The sequence below is a fragment of the Vibrio plantisponsor genome (assembly GCF_013041605.1).
Taxonomy (GTDB): domain Bacteria; phylum Pseudomonadota; class Gammaproteobacteria; order Enterobacterales; family Vibrionaceae; genus Vibrio; species Vibrio plantisponsor.
In genome coordinates this window covers 36,368-50,706 of record NZ_JABEQC010000010.1, presented here as the reverse complement: position 1 = coordinate 50,706, position 14,339 = coordinate 36,368, and the positions used below count along the sequence as shown (strand labels likewise).

The following is a 14,339-nucleotide window of genomic DNA, read 5'->3' as shown; positions in this document are numbered from 1 at the left end:
ACCGAAGCTCACTATATCCTTTAGGGGCAAGGTCCTTTTGAGGAACATCCTTGATAGGGGAACGGTAAGTTTCGGTATAACAGTTGATACAGCTAGCGAATGCAAGCTGGCGTGCAAAATACACGCGTTGATAACCATATTCAAGCTTCGCATTCTATCACATAAATTTGCCTCTCAGGCGAATCTAAGACTAAAGAATGCAACCTGCCTTTCAAACCTCAAGCTCGTTTAACACAAATCGACACAGATAAACGATGTTAGCTCACCTTTTAATAAAAAAGCCCGCATTTCGCGAGCTTTTTGTTCATTAAGATTATTAAACCTTAGTCAGAAGTTTGTTCATCGCTGTCAAGAACTGAGAAGGATCAGCCATAGAGCCGCGCTCAGCCAACATTGCTTGACCCAGTAACACTTCAACCCAACGTCCAAATGCTTCTTCATCTGGCTCGTCAGACATCATCTTAACCAAAGCGTGGTCAGGGTTGATCTCGAAGATGTACTTCACTTCTGGCACAGCCTGACCAGCCGCTTCCAAAAGCTTCGCCATTTGCGTACCCATTTCGAAATCATCTGTCACAACAACAGCTGGCGTGGTAGCAAGCTTGAATGTTGTGCGCACATCTTTCACTCGGTCACCCAAGTAACCTTTAATACGCTCCACAACTGACTTGAACTCTTGTTCCGTCTCTTTGTGCTTCTCTTTCTCTGCTTCGTCTTCGAACTTACTTAGGTCTAGACCCGCTTTAGTGATTGACTGGAACTGCTTACCATCAAACTCTGTTAAGTAGTTCATCAACCACTCATCAATGCGATCGTACATCAGAATAACTTCAATACCCTTAGACTTAAACTGTTCTAAGTGTGGGCTATTCTTAGCCGCCGCATAGCTGTCAGCCGTTAAGTAGTAGATCTTGTCTTGGCCTTCTTTCATGCGTTCAACATAAGATGCAAGACCAATAGTTTGCTCTGAAGAATCCACTTCTGTTGAAGCAAAACGCAGTAGACCGGCAATTTTCTCTTTATTTGCCATGTCTTCAGCCGGGCCTTCTTTCATCACAAGACCAAACTGCTTCCAGAAAGACTGATATTTCTCGGCATCATTACTCGCCATACGTTCAAGCATAGTAAGCACACGCTTAGTACATGCATTGCGTAGAGATTGAGTAATCTTGTTATCTTGCAGAATTTCGCGTGAAACGTTTAGCGGTAGATCGTTTGAATCTATCAAACCACGCACAAAACGCAGGTAAGAAGGCATAAATTGCTCTGCGTCATCCATGATAAATACGCGTTGAACGTACAGTTTCAGACCTGACTTATGGTCGCGATTCATCATGTCCCAAGGCGCTTTAGAAGGAATGTACAACAAGCTGGTGTAATCGTTCTTACCTTCAACCTTGTTGTGGCTCCATACTAGTGGTTCAGCGAAATCATGAGATACATGTCGGTAGAACTCTTGGTACTCTTCATCTGTGATATCAGATTTGCTGCGAGTCCAAAGTGCTTGCGCCTTGTTGATTTGCTCCCACTTTTTGTTGCCTGTCTCTTTACCTTCGTCATCACGATCTTCAGTCTGAATAAAGACTGGAATACCGATATGATCTGAGTATTTTGAGATCACATCACGCAGACGCCATTCAGAAAGGAATTCCTCCCCTTCTTCACGAAGATGAAGAATGATATCCGTACCACGACTCGCTTTATCAATTGACTCAACCGTGTACTCACCTTCACCTTTAGAATGCCATTGAACTGCTTCATTACTCGCAACTCCCGCAGCGCGAGTACGCACAGTTACTGCATCAGCCACGATAAATGCAGAGTAGAAGCCAACACCGAATTGCCCAATTAACTGAGAATCTTTGGTTTGCTCTTCTGAAAGCTTAGAGAAAAACTCGGCTGTACCCGATTTCGCGATAGTACCTAAATGGTCAATCACGTTCTCGCGAGTCATACCAATACCGTTATCAGATATTGTTATGGTTTTTGTCTCTTTGTCGAATGACAGTTTAACGCCAAGGTCTGCATCACCTTGGTAAAGATCTGGATTTGATAGTGCTTGAAAACGCAGTTTATCTGCAGCGTCCGAAGCATTAGAAATCAACTCACGTAGGAAGATCTCTTTGTTTGAATACAAAGAGTGAATCATAAGATGAAGCAGTTGCTTCACTTCCGATTGAAAGCCACGAGTTTCTTTGTTTGCTGTCGTTGTTTCGCTCATTTTAGCTCCATAACATCACATTAGAGATTTCTGGTCGGATCGAATAAAAATCAGCCAGACCAGAAAGATAACCAATTTGCTAAATAAGTAGGGGCGGTGAATGTAAATTCAAGGTCAGTAACGTCAAAAAACACTGTTTTTTTTATTTTTATTGATTATGCTTGGCACAGTTTTATATCAAGGAAGATAAATATTCATTGTGGTCTTAACTCCTTCTTAACTCCTTAGCATGGAAACTATTCCCAGTTAGACGCGGTTTAAGACTCTAAAAATAAATGAAGAAGATATCGATGACGGGCATAGGCAATAAATTCCTTCTCGGAGACAGATTTACTTTCGATTCAATTAGCAACACTCTGATTGATAATATTTTTGACGATGAACTTGTTCGTTTGGGCAGCAATGAAAGTCGAATACTCCTTCTATTCTGCCAACGTCCAAATGAGGTCGTTTCTCGTAACGAATTGTATGATTTTGTCTGGAGAGAACAGGGCTTTGAAGTAGATGATTCAAGCTTAACTCAAGCTATATCTACCTTGCGTAAACAGCTTAAAGATTCCACCAAGTCGCCACAGTTTGTGAAAACTGTGCCTAAGCGCGGCTATCAGTTAATCTCAACAGTCACAGATATTTCTGAACTCGACGTGAGTGATGATGAGAACGATCTTGAAAATGTTGAGTGGGATGGAGAAGAAATCGGTAGCGGTGTTTCAGACCAAGCGACTCAGCTTGAGGTTGAAACACACATGGCGACAGACAACAGTGTGTCTCATGAAGATGAAGTAACGGCAGTTTCGCAACAACCAAGCAATACGAAGCGTCCTATCGATCTAGTCACTAAACTGTTGTTTTTAGTCTCAGTGCTGCTACCAATATTTGCAGTGATGTTTACTAGTCCTACTCAGTCTGAATTCAGAAGGCTTGCGAGCTATCATGGTGTGGTGGTAGATACTCCTAAGAACCACCCAGATCTAACGGAATGGCTACCTTCTATTGAACTGTGTATCAATCAATACATAACTCAATATCAAGGCGAATTTGCTCTCGAGAAAGTAATAGCAACGGGTGGGCATAACGATGTATTGATCTTGAATTACATTCATAAACCTGAGTATTCATCAGCCAATATCACGTTAAAGATTGTGGCGAATCAAGATGAAATAAACAAAGTGTGCCAGCGAGGTGAATCATCATGATCAGACGAATAGCGGTAGTGATGAGCATTGTTTCAGTGGCATTCAGCAGTTGGCTCTATTGGGGAAGCGATTTAAAAATCGAGCAGGAGATATCCTCGCGAGAATGGCAGTCAAAAACAGTAACCGTCATTGAGAACACCACGACGCATCAACCCATAGGTTCGTTACGTCGAGTCGATATATCTTCAAATGTGAAGTATTTACCTAACGGTACCTATGTGCGCGTATCTAATGTAGTTTTGTATGCAAACAATGATGACCCACAGAGCATCATGAATATCTCAGAAACAGGTAAGTGGGACGTCAGCGATAACTACCTACTGGTTTCGCCAACTAAGTTTAGAAATGTTTCACAAAGCCAGAGTCAAGAATTCACTCAAGAAGAGCTTGAATTGGTGACTCAGTTTTTCAAAATGGAAGCCCAGCAAAGCCGACGTGTTGATATCGTCAATAACAAAACTTTGCTGCTAACAAGCTTGAACCACGGTTCAACCGTACTGTTCAGCAACTAAGGAAGATATGGACAAAGCGAAAATAGACATCTTTTACTGTCGTCAATGTAACTGGATGCTAAGAGCCTCTTGGATGAGCCAAGAGCTATTGCATACTTTCAGTGAAGAAATTGAAACAGTATCGCTCCACCCTGATACAGGCGGCAGATATGAGATTTTCTGTAACGGTGTACAGATTTGGGAACGCAAGAAAGATGGCGGATTCCCAGAAGCAAAAGAGTTAAAACAACGCGTTAGAGATCTTATTGATCCTGAGCGTGATTTAGGCCACTCAGACAGAAAATAAAAGAAGAGCTCATTTGAGCTCTTCTTTTATTTCAACGCTGTTTCTTCTTAGATGGCTGCTTTTGCAATCACTTCACTACCATCAAGAGACTTAACCATAAGCTGGTTTTCTTCGAATAATCCATAGCTGGGTGCAAAGCCATTTTTTGGAAAGGTCACTGAGCCCGGATTGAAGAAAAAGCCTTTTTCCCACTCTTGAGCTGATGGAATATGGGTATGTCCGTGAACCAGAATGTCACGTTGCCCCATAGCAGGACAGTTGTCTTGGTTATAGAGATGGCCATGAGTCAGGAACATTCTTTGTCCAGATTCAAGCATCCCCCATGCGTAATCAGACATCATCGGAAATGACAGCAACAACTGGTCAACTTCACTATCACAGTTACCTCGTACCGCTACTATTTTATCTGCATAGTGATTAAGCCGCTCCGCTACAGCTGCTGGGTTGTATCCTTCAGGTATCGGATTGCGAGGCCCATGATTTAAAAGGTCTCCTAACAAGACGAGCGTTGACGCCTCTGATTGCTCAAACAAAGACAAGACCTTTTCAGTTGCAGGAAGCGAGCCGTGCAAATCGGAAGCAAAAAACAGTTTCATCATAGACCTCATAGCAAAAACCACATGAGTTTAATGGTTTAACAACTACTCGTCATCTCTTACCATGCCATTCACCACAATATTGTTATAACTCACCATGCCAATAATTCGCCCACCATCTATGACTGGCGCTCGGCTTATACCAAAGCGTTCAAACAGGCGAGCGCAATATTTCACATTCATGTCTGGCGAAACAGACAGCGCTGGCTTGGTCATAATTTCATAAATATTGGTTCGCTTAGGCGAGCGATTCTTAGCAAGAACTTTTTTGGCGATGTCATTCATCAACACAATTCCATACTCATCATCTTCATGGCGTTTATCGACGATTAGAGCTTTCACCTGATGCTTTTTAGCAAGGCATATACCTTCAAAAACTGTAGTCAATCCATCAACCATTACATAGGTGCCTGCCATGACGTCTCTGACGCGAACTTTATCTTCCCGCTTCATAGATTTTCCTCCACCACTTTCGTTAAACGCTCAACCTGATGCGCCACACCTACGGCATCTTCAATATCAATCTGAATGGCGATCCCCTGCCCTGAAGTCGCGTCAAATTCGCCCACTTCATTGATAGTTTCGAGGATATGCCGAGCTAAATGCTCTTCAACCACTAACAAGATAACGTCTTTTTGTACCTCTAAAGTCAAACCAAAAAACGTTCGCTTCTTATTTAAACCTTCACCTCGCGCATTATTAATAACCGTAGCGCCAGTTGCCCCCGCTTCTCTTGCGGCATCAAGCACTAAGTCCGTTTTTGCATCTTCGACAAACGCCAGAATTAACTTAAACCGCATTATCTTTCTCCTTTCTAGTTGCATCTGTGCACTCAGATTTTCGATTAAGCCACTGAGTAATTTGTGCATATCCCATTACCGAAATAATAGGAAATAAGCTGGCAAACGCGATAAGACCAAAGCCATCAATCATCGGGTTTCGTCCGGGAACAGTGGAAGCCAGCCCAAGTCCCAATGCTGCAACAATCGGGACGGTTACAGTGGAGGTCGTTACTCCTCCAGAGTCATAAGCTAAAGGGGTTATCAGTTGTGGTGCAAAAAAGGTTTGAATAACCACCACAACGTATCCGGCAATAATGTAGTAATGAATAGGGTCGCCAACCACAATACGATAGCAACCAAGGGTAATACCGACTGCAACCCCCAGCGCCACAGCCATTCTCAAACCATTAACCGATATTGCACCACCGGATACCTGATTTGCTTTGATAGCCACGGCTATTAACGAAGGTTCGGCAATGGTGGTGCTAAAACCTATGCTAAAAGCAAACAGATATACCCAGTAGTAATCAATCCATTGCAATTTGTCGCCAATACTCAAGCGGAACTCAGTCAGCAAATCAGGTGAGGTTAATTGCGTCGCCATGGTTTTTCCTAAGGGAAATAGCGCAAACTCGAGCCCCAGCAGGAACAGCGTAAGACCAAAAATTACATAGGCGAACCCGATTAACACTCGTATTGGGTTCGCGAGTGGTTTACGCAAAACAACAAACTGAAAACCAGCAATGATCACAGCGATCGGAAAGACATCCTGAAGAGTGGATATAAGAGTGGAATAAAAAGTGCCGAGTGAAATCATGTCATCACCATGCCAAATACCATGACGAATATCATTGGCAATAACGAGGCAAACGCGATAAGACCGAACCCATCAAGCATCGGATTTCTACCTTTAATAGCGGAAGCTAAACCAATGCCCAGAGCAGTCACCAAAGGAACTGTGATGGTTGATGTTGTGACACCGCCGGAATCGTAGGCAACACCGATAATGCTTGGAGGAGCAAACGCTGTCATCACAACAACCCCGATGTACCCTATCGCTATCATGTAGTGGATCGGCCAGCCTTTCACAATACGAATCACACCGATCACAATGGCAATTCCGACGGATAAAGCGACGGTTAGCCTAAGCCCGTTTGCGTAGCTTTCCATATCTTGTTGTGAATGGGCAATCATCCCTCCCTCTGCTGCCACTTTTGCGGCCTCTGTTGCAATGGAGGTGAGAGCCGGCTCCGCAATCGTCGTTCCGAAGCCAAGACAAAACGCAAATGCCAGTAGCCAGAATGCGCTCCCTTTGCGAGCAAACGCTTGAGCCATCGACTCCCCTATCGGAAACAGCCCCATTTCTAAACCAAAAATAAAAAAAGTCAGCCCAAGAACCACTAGAACCAAGCCAAATAAAACGCTTAAGAAATTAGGGAGAACATCTTGCAAAACAAACAATTGAAAAAAGGCTATAACCATCACGATTGGCATCAAGTCTCGCATACTCGCTAGCATCGCTTTAAACAGTGCTGTCAATCCTGACATACTACCCCCATAACCTTTGTCATGAATCATCATGGCAAAAGAACCCCAATCTTGGTGTGACCTAGGTACAGGGCTGAGCAAATAATTATCACAAGTAAAAACAGCGTATTGCAGTTCTCACTGAATCTCGTACTCTGATAACAACAGCTGTGCAGCGATTGGCTTGTAGATACTGCCTATACTTAGGTAGCAAAGGAGAGGCTATGAATATACTTATCACCGGCGGAACCGGTTTTATCGGGCGTGAATTGTTAAAGCTACTGATGACAGAGCAAGTAACCGTATTAACGCGTAATATAGAAAATGCGAAACATCAGTTAAGTCATATTCAGAGTAGCAATCTTAACTTCATTAACTCTTTGCTTGATTTACAAGACCTCAATCATTTCGATGCGGTGATCAACTTGGCGGGCGAACCTATTGCCAATAAACGTTGGAGCCGAAAACAAAAGTCACGCATATGCCGCAGTCGATGGGACATTACCGAGCAGTTGGTTTCGCTGATTCATGCCAGCACCAAACCACCAGCAGTATTGATCAGTGGCTCAGCCGTCGGTTATTACGGAGACCAACAGTCTCATCCTTTTGACGAAAGTCTGCATGTTCACCATCAAAGTTTTTCCCATCAAGTGTGTGACAAATGGGAACAGATTGCTCTGAGAGCGCAATCAGACAGGACAAGAGTATGCATACTGAGAACGGGAGTTGTGCTTTCTCCGGCAGGAGGTGCACTACAGAAAATGCTTCCTCCATATAGGCTGGGATTAGGAGGACCAATTGGCTCTGGGCAGCAATATATCCCATGGATACATATGACAGACATGGTACAAGCCATTATGTTTTTGTTAACCACAGAACATGCTCAAGGTGCATTTAACCTAAGTGCCCCACATCCTGTAACCAATGCACTGTTTAGTCAATGCTTGGCTTCTGCAATAAAACGTCCGCACTTTTTATTCACACCTAAGTGGGCAATAAAATTGCTCATGGGTGAAGCATCGGAATTATTACTCGACAGCATGCGAGCCAAACCCAAAAAATTGACTGAGCTAGGCTTCCAGTTTCAGTTTTCTCATATCGAGCCTGCATTAAAGAACCTACTTCAGTACGCCAATTAGTTTTATTTAGGAAAATTCATGACGCATTCAATATTAATCACAGGTTGCTCTTCGGGCATAGGTTATATGGCAGCTCACGCCCTACATAAAAGAGGGTATCAAGTGATTGCGTCTTGCAGAAAACAACAAGATGTACAACGGCTCAGCAACGAAGGATTAACCTGTATCCAACTCGATCTGGCGAATGAAGAAAGCATTAGAAAAGGTGTTGAACAAGCACTAGAGCTTTCAAATCACCAGCTTTCAGCTTTATTTAACAACGGTGCTTATGGTCAGCCGGGCGCTTTAGAGGATTTGCCTACACAAGCGTTACGCCAACAGTTAGAAACTAACCTATTCGGTTGGCATACACTAACCACATTGCTACTGCCTCACTTTCGTCAACTGGGACATGGGCGCATTGTGCAAAACAGCTCAATCTTAGGTTTTGCCGCGATGAAATACAGGGGCGCTTACAATACATCGAAGTTTGCCCTAGAAGGCTGGACAGATACCCTCCGCCTTGAATTAAGACATACCAATATAAAAATTAGCATTATTGAACCGGGACCAATAGAAACGGAATTTAGAGCGAATGCATTACAAGCGTTTAAACAATGGATAAACGTACAAGAGAGTGTTCATCACTCTGACTATGAAGCTCAGTTGGCTCGTTTAGCTAAAGAGACGTCCAATAATCGTTTCGTGCTTCCTCCAGAAACGTGCTTAGAACCTTTGATCCATGCACTGGAATCTGCCAAGCCAAAATTACGTTATAGAGTAACAACACCAACAAAAATTGCGGCAATTTTAAAACGAGTGTTACCCGGCGCGCTGTTGGACAAATTGCTCTATAAAGCGGCATAAAATTAATCAAAAATTTTTTCATTAAAAATAGAATTGTCATTTATTCGCAACATTTACCCTTGATACTGCGCAGATATTAAGCAAATTATTTGTATTGAGTAAGGTGTGTTGAGTTCATCTATGACATTAAACCAGTGTAATTGGCTTGGTATTTGTATTGCACTCATTTTAATTGTGACGCTCTAATACCCTGCTATATCAACAAAAATGCCACCATTCGGTGGCATTTTTGCTTCTCTATTCTAGCCTTCATCTTGTAATTGGTGGCTTGAAATTCTTCTTCGTGCCCCCATGTAAAGTACATACAACAGTGCTCAAAATTCAGGAGCAAAAAGGAATGTCCATGCAGTCACCATTTATCGTTGACGTTAATCAACAAAACTTTCGTCAGGTACTCGAAAGTTCAGCATCTACTCCAATTCTATTTTACTTTTGGGCGCCGATAAGCCAAGAAAGCGCGCAGATGATTCCGGCGCTGCAACAACTCACCCAGCAATACAACGGTGTATTTACACTAGCAATGCTGAACTGTCAGGATGAACAAGCAATCGCCGCTCAATTTGGTGTTCAGTCTTTACCGACTATCGCTCTATTTATTAATGGTCAACCTGTTGATGGTATCGGTGGACCTCAGCCAATTGAAGCCGTAAAAGAAATGCTTGACCGTCATTTACCTAGCCAAGACGAAATGACGCTGAACCAAGCATTAGAGCTGGTACAAGCCCAACAACACCAACAAGCACTACCTTTGCTTCTTTCGCTACCGGAAGAACTAAAAAGTAAAGGTGATGTAAAACTGGCTCTTGCTGATTGTTTTATTGAATCAGGCCAAATAGAGGCGGCAAAAGTAGAGCTAGAATTCATCCCATTGGAATATCAAGACGGTTACTACAAGAGCTTAATGGCGAAGTTAGAACTGCACGATCAAGCGTCTAACAGTCCAGAGATTCAAGCATTAGAAGCCGCATTAGCAGAAAACCCTCAAGATGCAAAAATCGCAGTTGAACTGGCCACTCAGTATCATCAAGTTAAACGAGACGAAGAGGCACTAGAACTATTGTGGCGATTCTTAAAATCGGATCTAAACACATTAGATGGTGAGATGAAAAAAACCTTTATGGACATACTCAGTGCTATAGGCCAAGGCAATAGCATCGCAAGCAAGTATCGTCGCCAGTTATACTCTCTTCTTTACTAGTCAGTACTATAGATAGGCAGGTTAATAAGACCTGCCTTTTTTCTGAACTTTACTACAAAACCCATGCCTAAATATTGTTCAATTCTGTTCTATACCACACACTGCATTTAGGGAGTTTCCTTCCCTTCTACATAATTAACTTATTAAGGACATGTGTTATGGCTTTTGATTCACTCATTGCTATCGGTGTGTTTGTTTTTCTAGCAATTGTTTTTATTTTTTCAGCAGTTAAAACCGTACCTCAGGGCAACAACTGGACGGTAGAACGCTTTGGTCGTTACACCCATAGCCTAAAACCGGGACTCAACATCATTATTCCGTTCATCGATCGAGTGGGCCGTAAAATCAATATGATGGAACGAGTACTTGATATCCCAGCTCAGGAAGTCATTAGTAAAGACAACGCGAATGTTGTTATCGATGCGGTCTGTTTTGTGCAAGTGATCGATGCTGCCAAAGCCGCTTATGAAGTCAACGATCTGGAAAACGCCATTCGTAACCTGACATTGACTAACATGCGTACGGTGCTTGGTTCTTTAGAGCTTGATGAAATGCTCAGCCAACGCGATATGATCAACACCAAACTATTGGCTATCGTTGACCAAGCAACAAACCCTTGGGGTGTTAAAGTCACTCGTATTGAAATCAAAGACGTTCAACCACCGACAGATTTGACACAAGCCATGAATGCGCAAATGAAGGCGGAACGGATGAAACGTGCCTCTATCTTAGAAGCAGAAGGCGTTCGCCAAGCTGAGATACTAAAAGCTGAAGGTCAAAAACAATCTGAAATTCTAAAAGCGGAAGGTGATAAGCAGGCTGCAATTCTACAAGCTGAGGCCCGCGAGCGTGCGGCTGAGGCAGAAGCAAGAGCAACAGAAATGGTGTCTCAAGCCATCGCACAAGGTGACATGCAAGCGGTGAACTACTTCATTGCACAAGGATATACTGACGCTTTAAAATCTATCGGTCAGGCAGAGAATGGCAAGATCATCATGCTTCCGCTAGAAGCAACTGGTTTGATGGGTTCCGTCGCTGGCATTGCCGAAATGTTTAAGCAAACTAACAAAAAAGAGGCCGATTCTTGATTGAATTTTTAACGCAGCTAAACCACTGGCACTGGTTAGCTCTGGGCTTATGTCTATTAGCCGTAGAATTGATTGGAACCGCAGGGTATTTTCTTTGGTTGGGGATCTCGGCTCTTATCGTTGGCGTTATTGTCGTTTTCCTACCAATTGGTTGGCAACTGCAATGGATGTCTTTCGCGAGTTTCTCTTTAATCACCACCTGGCTATGGTGGAGGAAGCAACTTTCTACAGATAAACAAGACGATGCGCACCGAGAACTTAATCAGAAAGACAAGCAACTCATCGGAAAAACATCGGTGGTTGAACAAGATGTCGACGCTGGTCAGTTTCGCTTGATGCTGGGTGATACCACATGGACAGCAGAATGCGATGTGCCACTAAAAGCGGGAACGCGAGTTAAGGTGGCCCATGTAGATGGTATTGTCGTGAAAGTTGAACCTGTCTAAGAAAGAGAATGCGATACCTATAAACAGAAAATGCAAGCCTACAGCTTATCTGTTGGCTTGCATTATTTCGTTTTACAGCATTGTCCTTTCAAATCGTCGATGATCGGACATTTACTCCCCTCATCACCGGGGCATTCCTGAATCCATAGTTCTAACTGCTGTTTTATAACGGTCAATTCTTTCAACTTCTGCTCAACACTTTTTAGCTTCTGCTGTGCTTTCTCTTTCACAGCGAAACTACTTCTTTCAGGGTCATTGGCCAAGTTGAGCATAGCTTTACACTCATCAAGACTGAACCCAACGCCTTTGCATCGTGCAATCAGATTGAGATCGGCGACATGTTGCTCATGGTAATCTCGGTAGCCATTGTCTAAGCGATGTGGCGGTTTAATTAACCCTTTTTCTTCATACAGCCTGATAGATTTAGCTGTCAGACCTGTCTTTTTTGAGACTTCACTGATGTTCATTGTTCAACTAATACTAATGAAAGACATGGTTAAACCATGCCTCTAATTAGTCGAAATAGCAATTACTCCTGACGAATTAACCAAGCTAAGATATCTGACTTCTCAGCCTTGCTCGCTTTGTCATACCAATAGGCCATCATCTCAACAGGCTTACTGTCAGTCTGAATCATGTTGGTGACAGAGGTTCTTTGGCTAAACGCCCAATCAGCAAATTGTTTTTGCTCTTCAGCGGTGCCTTCATTGAACCAGTATTGAACCATATCTTTCTGCTTGGACTCATTTTCCCCAGAATCCAGTGAGTGAGATTTTGATTCAATATTTGCATCAGTAGATGCAATCTGGAGGTTGTTCTCTTTATTGTATACCGATAACTCTTTTAAATAATCGCGAGTTAAACCGTTAGATGCATTCAATACGCCTTGCGTATTTTCCTCTAATTTGCCACTAACTACACTGATTTGAAATTTGGGATTTTTATCAAACTCTTCAGCTTGTGATCTTTGACTAATACTTTTTATCGGTTCGATATTTACAACACTGTCTTGAGCGTCAAAAGTAACCACTACAGGTTTTGAGTTAAATTTCTCTCGTTCACCAAGATGTTCAACCAATTTTTCAATTCGAACAACCAATTGACTAGTACCATTGGGTAGTAAAATTGTATCTTTTTTCTTTAGAGAAAAGCCCACTTCTTTATCTTGAATGACTAGCGGTGCAACATCTCTATGCAACCTTACTTCTACTTGTGCTATCGCATTACAAGAAGCCATCAGCGCACCAACCGAAAGGATACTTCCTAATACTCTCATTGATGATCTCTCCTAAGAAAAAACGAGCATCCTAGTCAGATGCTCGTGTGTTTAATTAATTACTTCTTACCTATTAGAAGTAGTACTCCATGCCAACTAGGACATAATTTGCCCAGTCGCCATCATACGCATTCTTTTTTGTATTCATCTTATAGTTACGAGAATCAATGTACATATAAGCACTTGGAAGAATGTAACCTAGACGAGCAGTCACTGCAGTATCACCAGAGTTATCTATACCATCAGCATCATCTGTCGCAGAGTAACCTGCTTTAAATACCCACTTACCATCTAAAACATACTGAGCAGTAGCAGATAACGCATTTTGACTAACAGTACCTGATGCTGAATCTGTTTCCATTGCTTTATATGCTGCAGTAAGCGTCACATCACCTAGGAATAAACTACCACCCAAAATAGCATAGTTATGTGCGTAGTTAGTAACTGTAGCACCACCAGCGATATAGTCAGGGTTAGCTATTAAGTTACCCGTGTCTTGGTCGATAATATATTTAGATTGCTCATCTTCCTTAGATTGGTATTCACCACGATGGTAGTAACCTGCATGCAAGCTAAATAGGTCTTTAGAGAATGAAGCTGCAATGCTGCTAACCATTCGGTCTGTATCTTGCTCCATACCACTCAAGGTTGCTTGCAAGCCAAAACCACCCCAGTTTGCAGAATCGAAGCGGAATGTGTTATCAGCACGGTCTTGATATGAAACACCAAGGTCATTATTCCAGTCAAATACATTACCCAGACCTGGGTTTGAGTGTGGCCAGTCTACATAGTTGTATGCAGCTACCAATTGACGTCCAAACTTGAATTGGCCAAAACCATCAAAATCTAGACCTAGATATGTATCACGCGCACCTAGCTGACCTGACTTGGCTCCGTTATCAGCATTGCCGCCTTCAATCTGCCAAATAAAGTTTGGAGAGAAATCTTCAAACTCTACAACACCACGAAAACCAACACGAGACTCAATTACTGCACCAGCACTTTGAGTATCACTGTCGTCGCCCATGATCATAAAACCAGCAGCTTGACCGTAAAACTGAACGGCATCACCAGCAAGTTGTACTGCTGCATTAGCTGAACCTGAAACAGAAGCGATAGCGACTGCCGCACCGATAAGCGTGCGTTTAAATACTTTTTCCATGGAAAAACTCCTAAAAAATAGACATAGCTGTTTGTTTCGTCTCTCTTAAGTTGGCCGCCGAAGA

17 protein-coding genes are annotated in these 14,339 nt (G+C 42.7%); 8 read left to right on the top strand and 9 right to left on the bottom strand.

The annotated features are described in order from the left end of the window. Positions 1 to 316 precede the first annotated feature (316 nt). Entirely contained in the window at positions 317 to 2,221 is a 1,905-nt protein-coding gene (gene htpG, locus HKI82_RS14735) for a molecular chaperone HtpG (RefSeq protein WP_171138412.1), read from the bottom strand. A 290-nt stretch (positions 2,222 to 2,511) separates the two neighbouring features. Here htpG and HKI82_RS14730 point away from each other — a divergent pair, with 290 nt between their 5' ends. Genes HKI82_RS14730 through HKI82_RS14720 form a run of 3 tightly spaced genes read left to right on the top strand, consistent with a single transcriptional unit; the run spans position 2,512 to position 4,215 of the window. After that, positions 2,512 to 3,417, top strand: coding sequence for a transcriptional regulator (locus HKI82_RS14730; RefSeq protein ID WP_171138453.1), 906 nt, complete (start codon positions 2,512 to 2,514; stop codon positions 3,415 to 3,417). Beyond that, positions 3,414 to 3,929: a regulatory protein ToxS gene (locus HKI82_RS14725; protein WP_102940203.1), complete on the top strand. Its 516-nt coding sequence runs from the start codon at positions 3,414 to 3,416 to the stop codon at positions 3,927 to 3,929. The genes HKI82_RS14730 and HKI82_RS14725 overlap by 4 nt, the downstream gene beginning before the upstream one ends. 7 nt (positions 3,930 to 3,936) lie before the next feature. Then, a complete protein-coding gene (locus HKI82_RS14720; RefSeq protein WP_102940204.1) occupies positions 3,937 to 4,215 on the top strand; it encodes an Rdx family protein in 279 nt (92 codons plus the stop codon). A gap of 47 nt (positions 4,216 to 4,262) precedes the next feature. Here HKI82_RS14720 and yfcE read toward each other — a convergent pair whose 3' ends face one another. From yfcE to HKI82_RS14695, 5 genes are read right to left on the bottom strand one after another with little or no spacing between them, the layout of a single operon-like run. Continuing rightward, positions 4,263 to 4,811 carry a phosphodiesterase gene (yfcE, locus tag HKI82_RS14715; protein WP_171138452.1) on the bottom strand — a complete coding sequence of 183 codons (549 nt, stop codon included), beginning with the start codon at positions 4,809 to 4,811 and terminating at the stop codon, positions 4,263 to 4,265. Between the two features lie 45 nt (positions 4,812 to 4,856). Next, positions 4,857 to 5,264 (bottom strand): CBS domain-containing protein, encoded by a 408-nt coding sequence (locus HKI82_RS14710; RefSeq protein ID WP_102940206.1) that lies wholly within the window; start codon positions 5,262 to 5,264, stop codon positions 4,857 to 4,859. Next, a complete protein-coding gene (locus tag HKI82_RS14705) occupies positions 5,261 to 5,611 on the bottom strand; it encodes a P-II family nitrogen regulator (protein ID WP_042486396.1) in 351 nt (116 codons plus the stop codon). Before HKI82_RS14705 ends, HKI82_RS14710 begins: the two co-directional genes overlap by 4 nt. Further along, entirely contained in the window at positions 5,601 to 6,410 is an 810-nt protein-coding gene (locus HKI82_RS14700) for a DUF1538 domain-containing protein (RefSeq protein ID WP_171138411.1), read from the bottom strand. The genes HKI82_RS14705 and HKI82_RS14700 overlap by 11 nt, the downstream gene beginning before the upstream one ends. Further along, positions 6,407 to 7,141 carry a DUF1538 domain-containing protein gene (locus HKI82_RS14695; protein ID WP_171138410.1) on the bottom strand — a complete coding sequence of 245 codons (735 nt, stop codon included), beginning with the start codon at positions 7,139 to 7,141 and terminating at the stop codon, positions 6,407 to 6,409. Before HKI82_RS14695 ends, HKI82_RS14700 begins: the two co-directional genes overlap by 4 nt. Before the next feature lie 203 nt (positions 7,142 to 7,344). Here HKI82_RS14695 and HKI82_RS14690 point away from each other — a divergent pair, with 203 nt between their 5' ends. The 5 genes from HKI82_RS14690 to HKI82_RS20700 all read left to right on the top strand — a co-directional run bounded on the left by HKI82_RS14690 (position 7,345) and on the right by HKI82_RS20700 (position 11,837). Continuing rightward, the gene (locus HKI82_RS14690; protein ID WP_171138409.1) at positions 7,345 to 8,259 is read left to right on the top strand and encodes a TIGR01777 family oxidoreductase; all 915 of its coding nucleotides are present in this window, start codon (positions 7,345 to 7,347) and stop codon (positions 8,257 to 8,259) included. A gap of 18 nt (positions 8,260 to 8,277) precedes the next feature. Beyond that, positions 8,278 to 9,105, top strand: a complete 828-nt coding sequence (locus tag HKI82_RS14685) for an SDR family oxidoreductase (RefSeq protein WP_171138408.1) — start codon at positions 8,278 to 8,280, stop codon at positions 9,103 to 9,105. 343 nt (positions 9,106 to 9,448) lie between these two features. Then, a complete protein-coding gene (locus HKI82_RS14680; protein WP_171138407.1) occupies positions 9,449 to 10,303 on the top strand; it encodes a thioredoxin family protein in 855 nt (284 codons plus the stop codon). Between the two features lie 158 nt (positions 10,304 to 10,461). Then, positions 10,462 to 11,391 carry an SPFH domain-containing protein gene (locus tag HKI82_RS14675; RefSeq protein ID WP_102940211.1) on the top strand — a complete coding sequence of 310 codons (930 nt, stop codon included), beginning with the start codon at positions 10,462 to 10,464 and terminating at the stop codon, positions 11,389 to 11,391. Next, positions 11,388 to 11,837, top strand: coding sequence for an NfeD family protein (locus HKI82_RS20700; RefSeq protein WP_102940212.1), 450 nt, complete (start codon positions 11,388 to 11,390; stop codon positions 11,835 to 11,837). The genes HKI82_RS14675 and HKI82_RS20700 overlap by 4 nt, the downstream gene beginning before the upstream one ends. A gap of 62 nt (positions 11,838 to 11,899) precedes the next feature. Here the strand turns inward: HKI82_RS20700 and cueR are convergent, their stop codons facing one another. The 3 genes from cueR to HKI82_RS14655 all read right to left on the bottom strand — a co-directional run bounded on the left by cueR (position 11,900) and on the right by HKI82_RS14655 (position 14,275). Further along, on the bottom strand, positions 11,900 to 12,304 hold the full coding sequence (gene cueR, locus HKI82_RS14665) for a Cu(I)-responsive transcriptional regulator (protein WP_102940213.1): 405 nt from the start codon (positions 12,302 to 12,304) through the stop codon (positions 11,900 to 11,902). A 62-nt stretch (positions 12,305 to 12,366) separates the two neighbouring features. Beyond that, positions 12,367 to 13,113, bottom strand: coding sequence for a YccT family protein (locus HKI82_RS14660; protein WP_171138406.1), 747 nt, complete (start codon positions 13,111 to 13,113; stop codon positions 12,367 to 12,369). A 73-nt stretch (positions 13,114 to 13,186) separates the two neighbouring features. Next, positions 13,187 to 14,275, bottom strand: coding sequence for a porin (locus tag HKI82_RS14655; RefSeq protein ID WP_102940215.1), 1,089 nt, complete (start codon positions 14,273 to 14,275; stop codon positions 13,187 to 13,189). Positions 14,276 to 14,339 lie beyond the last annotated feature (64 nt).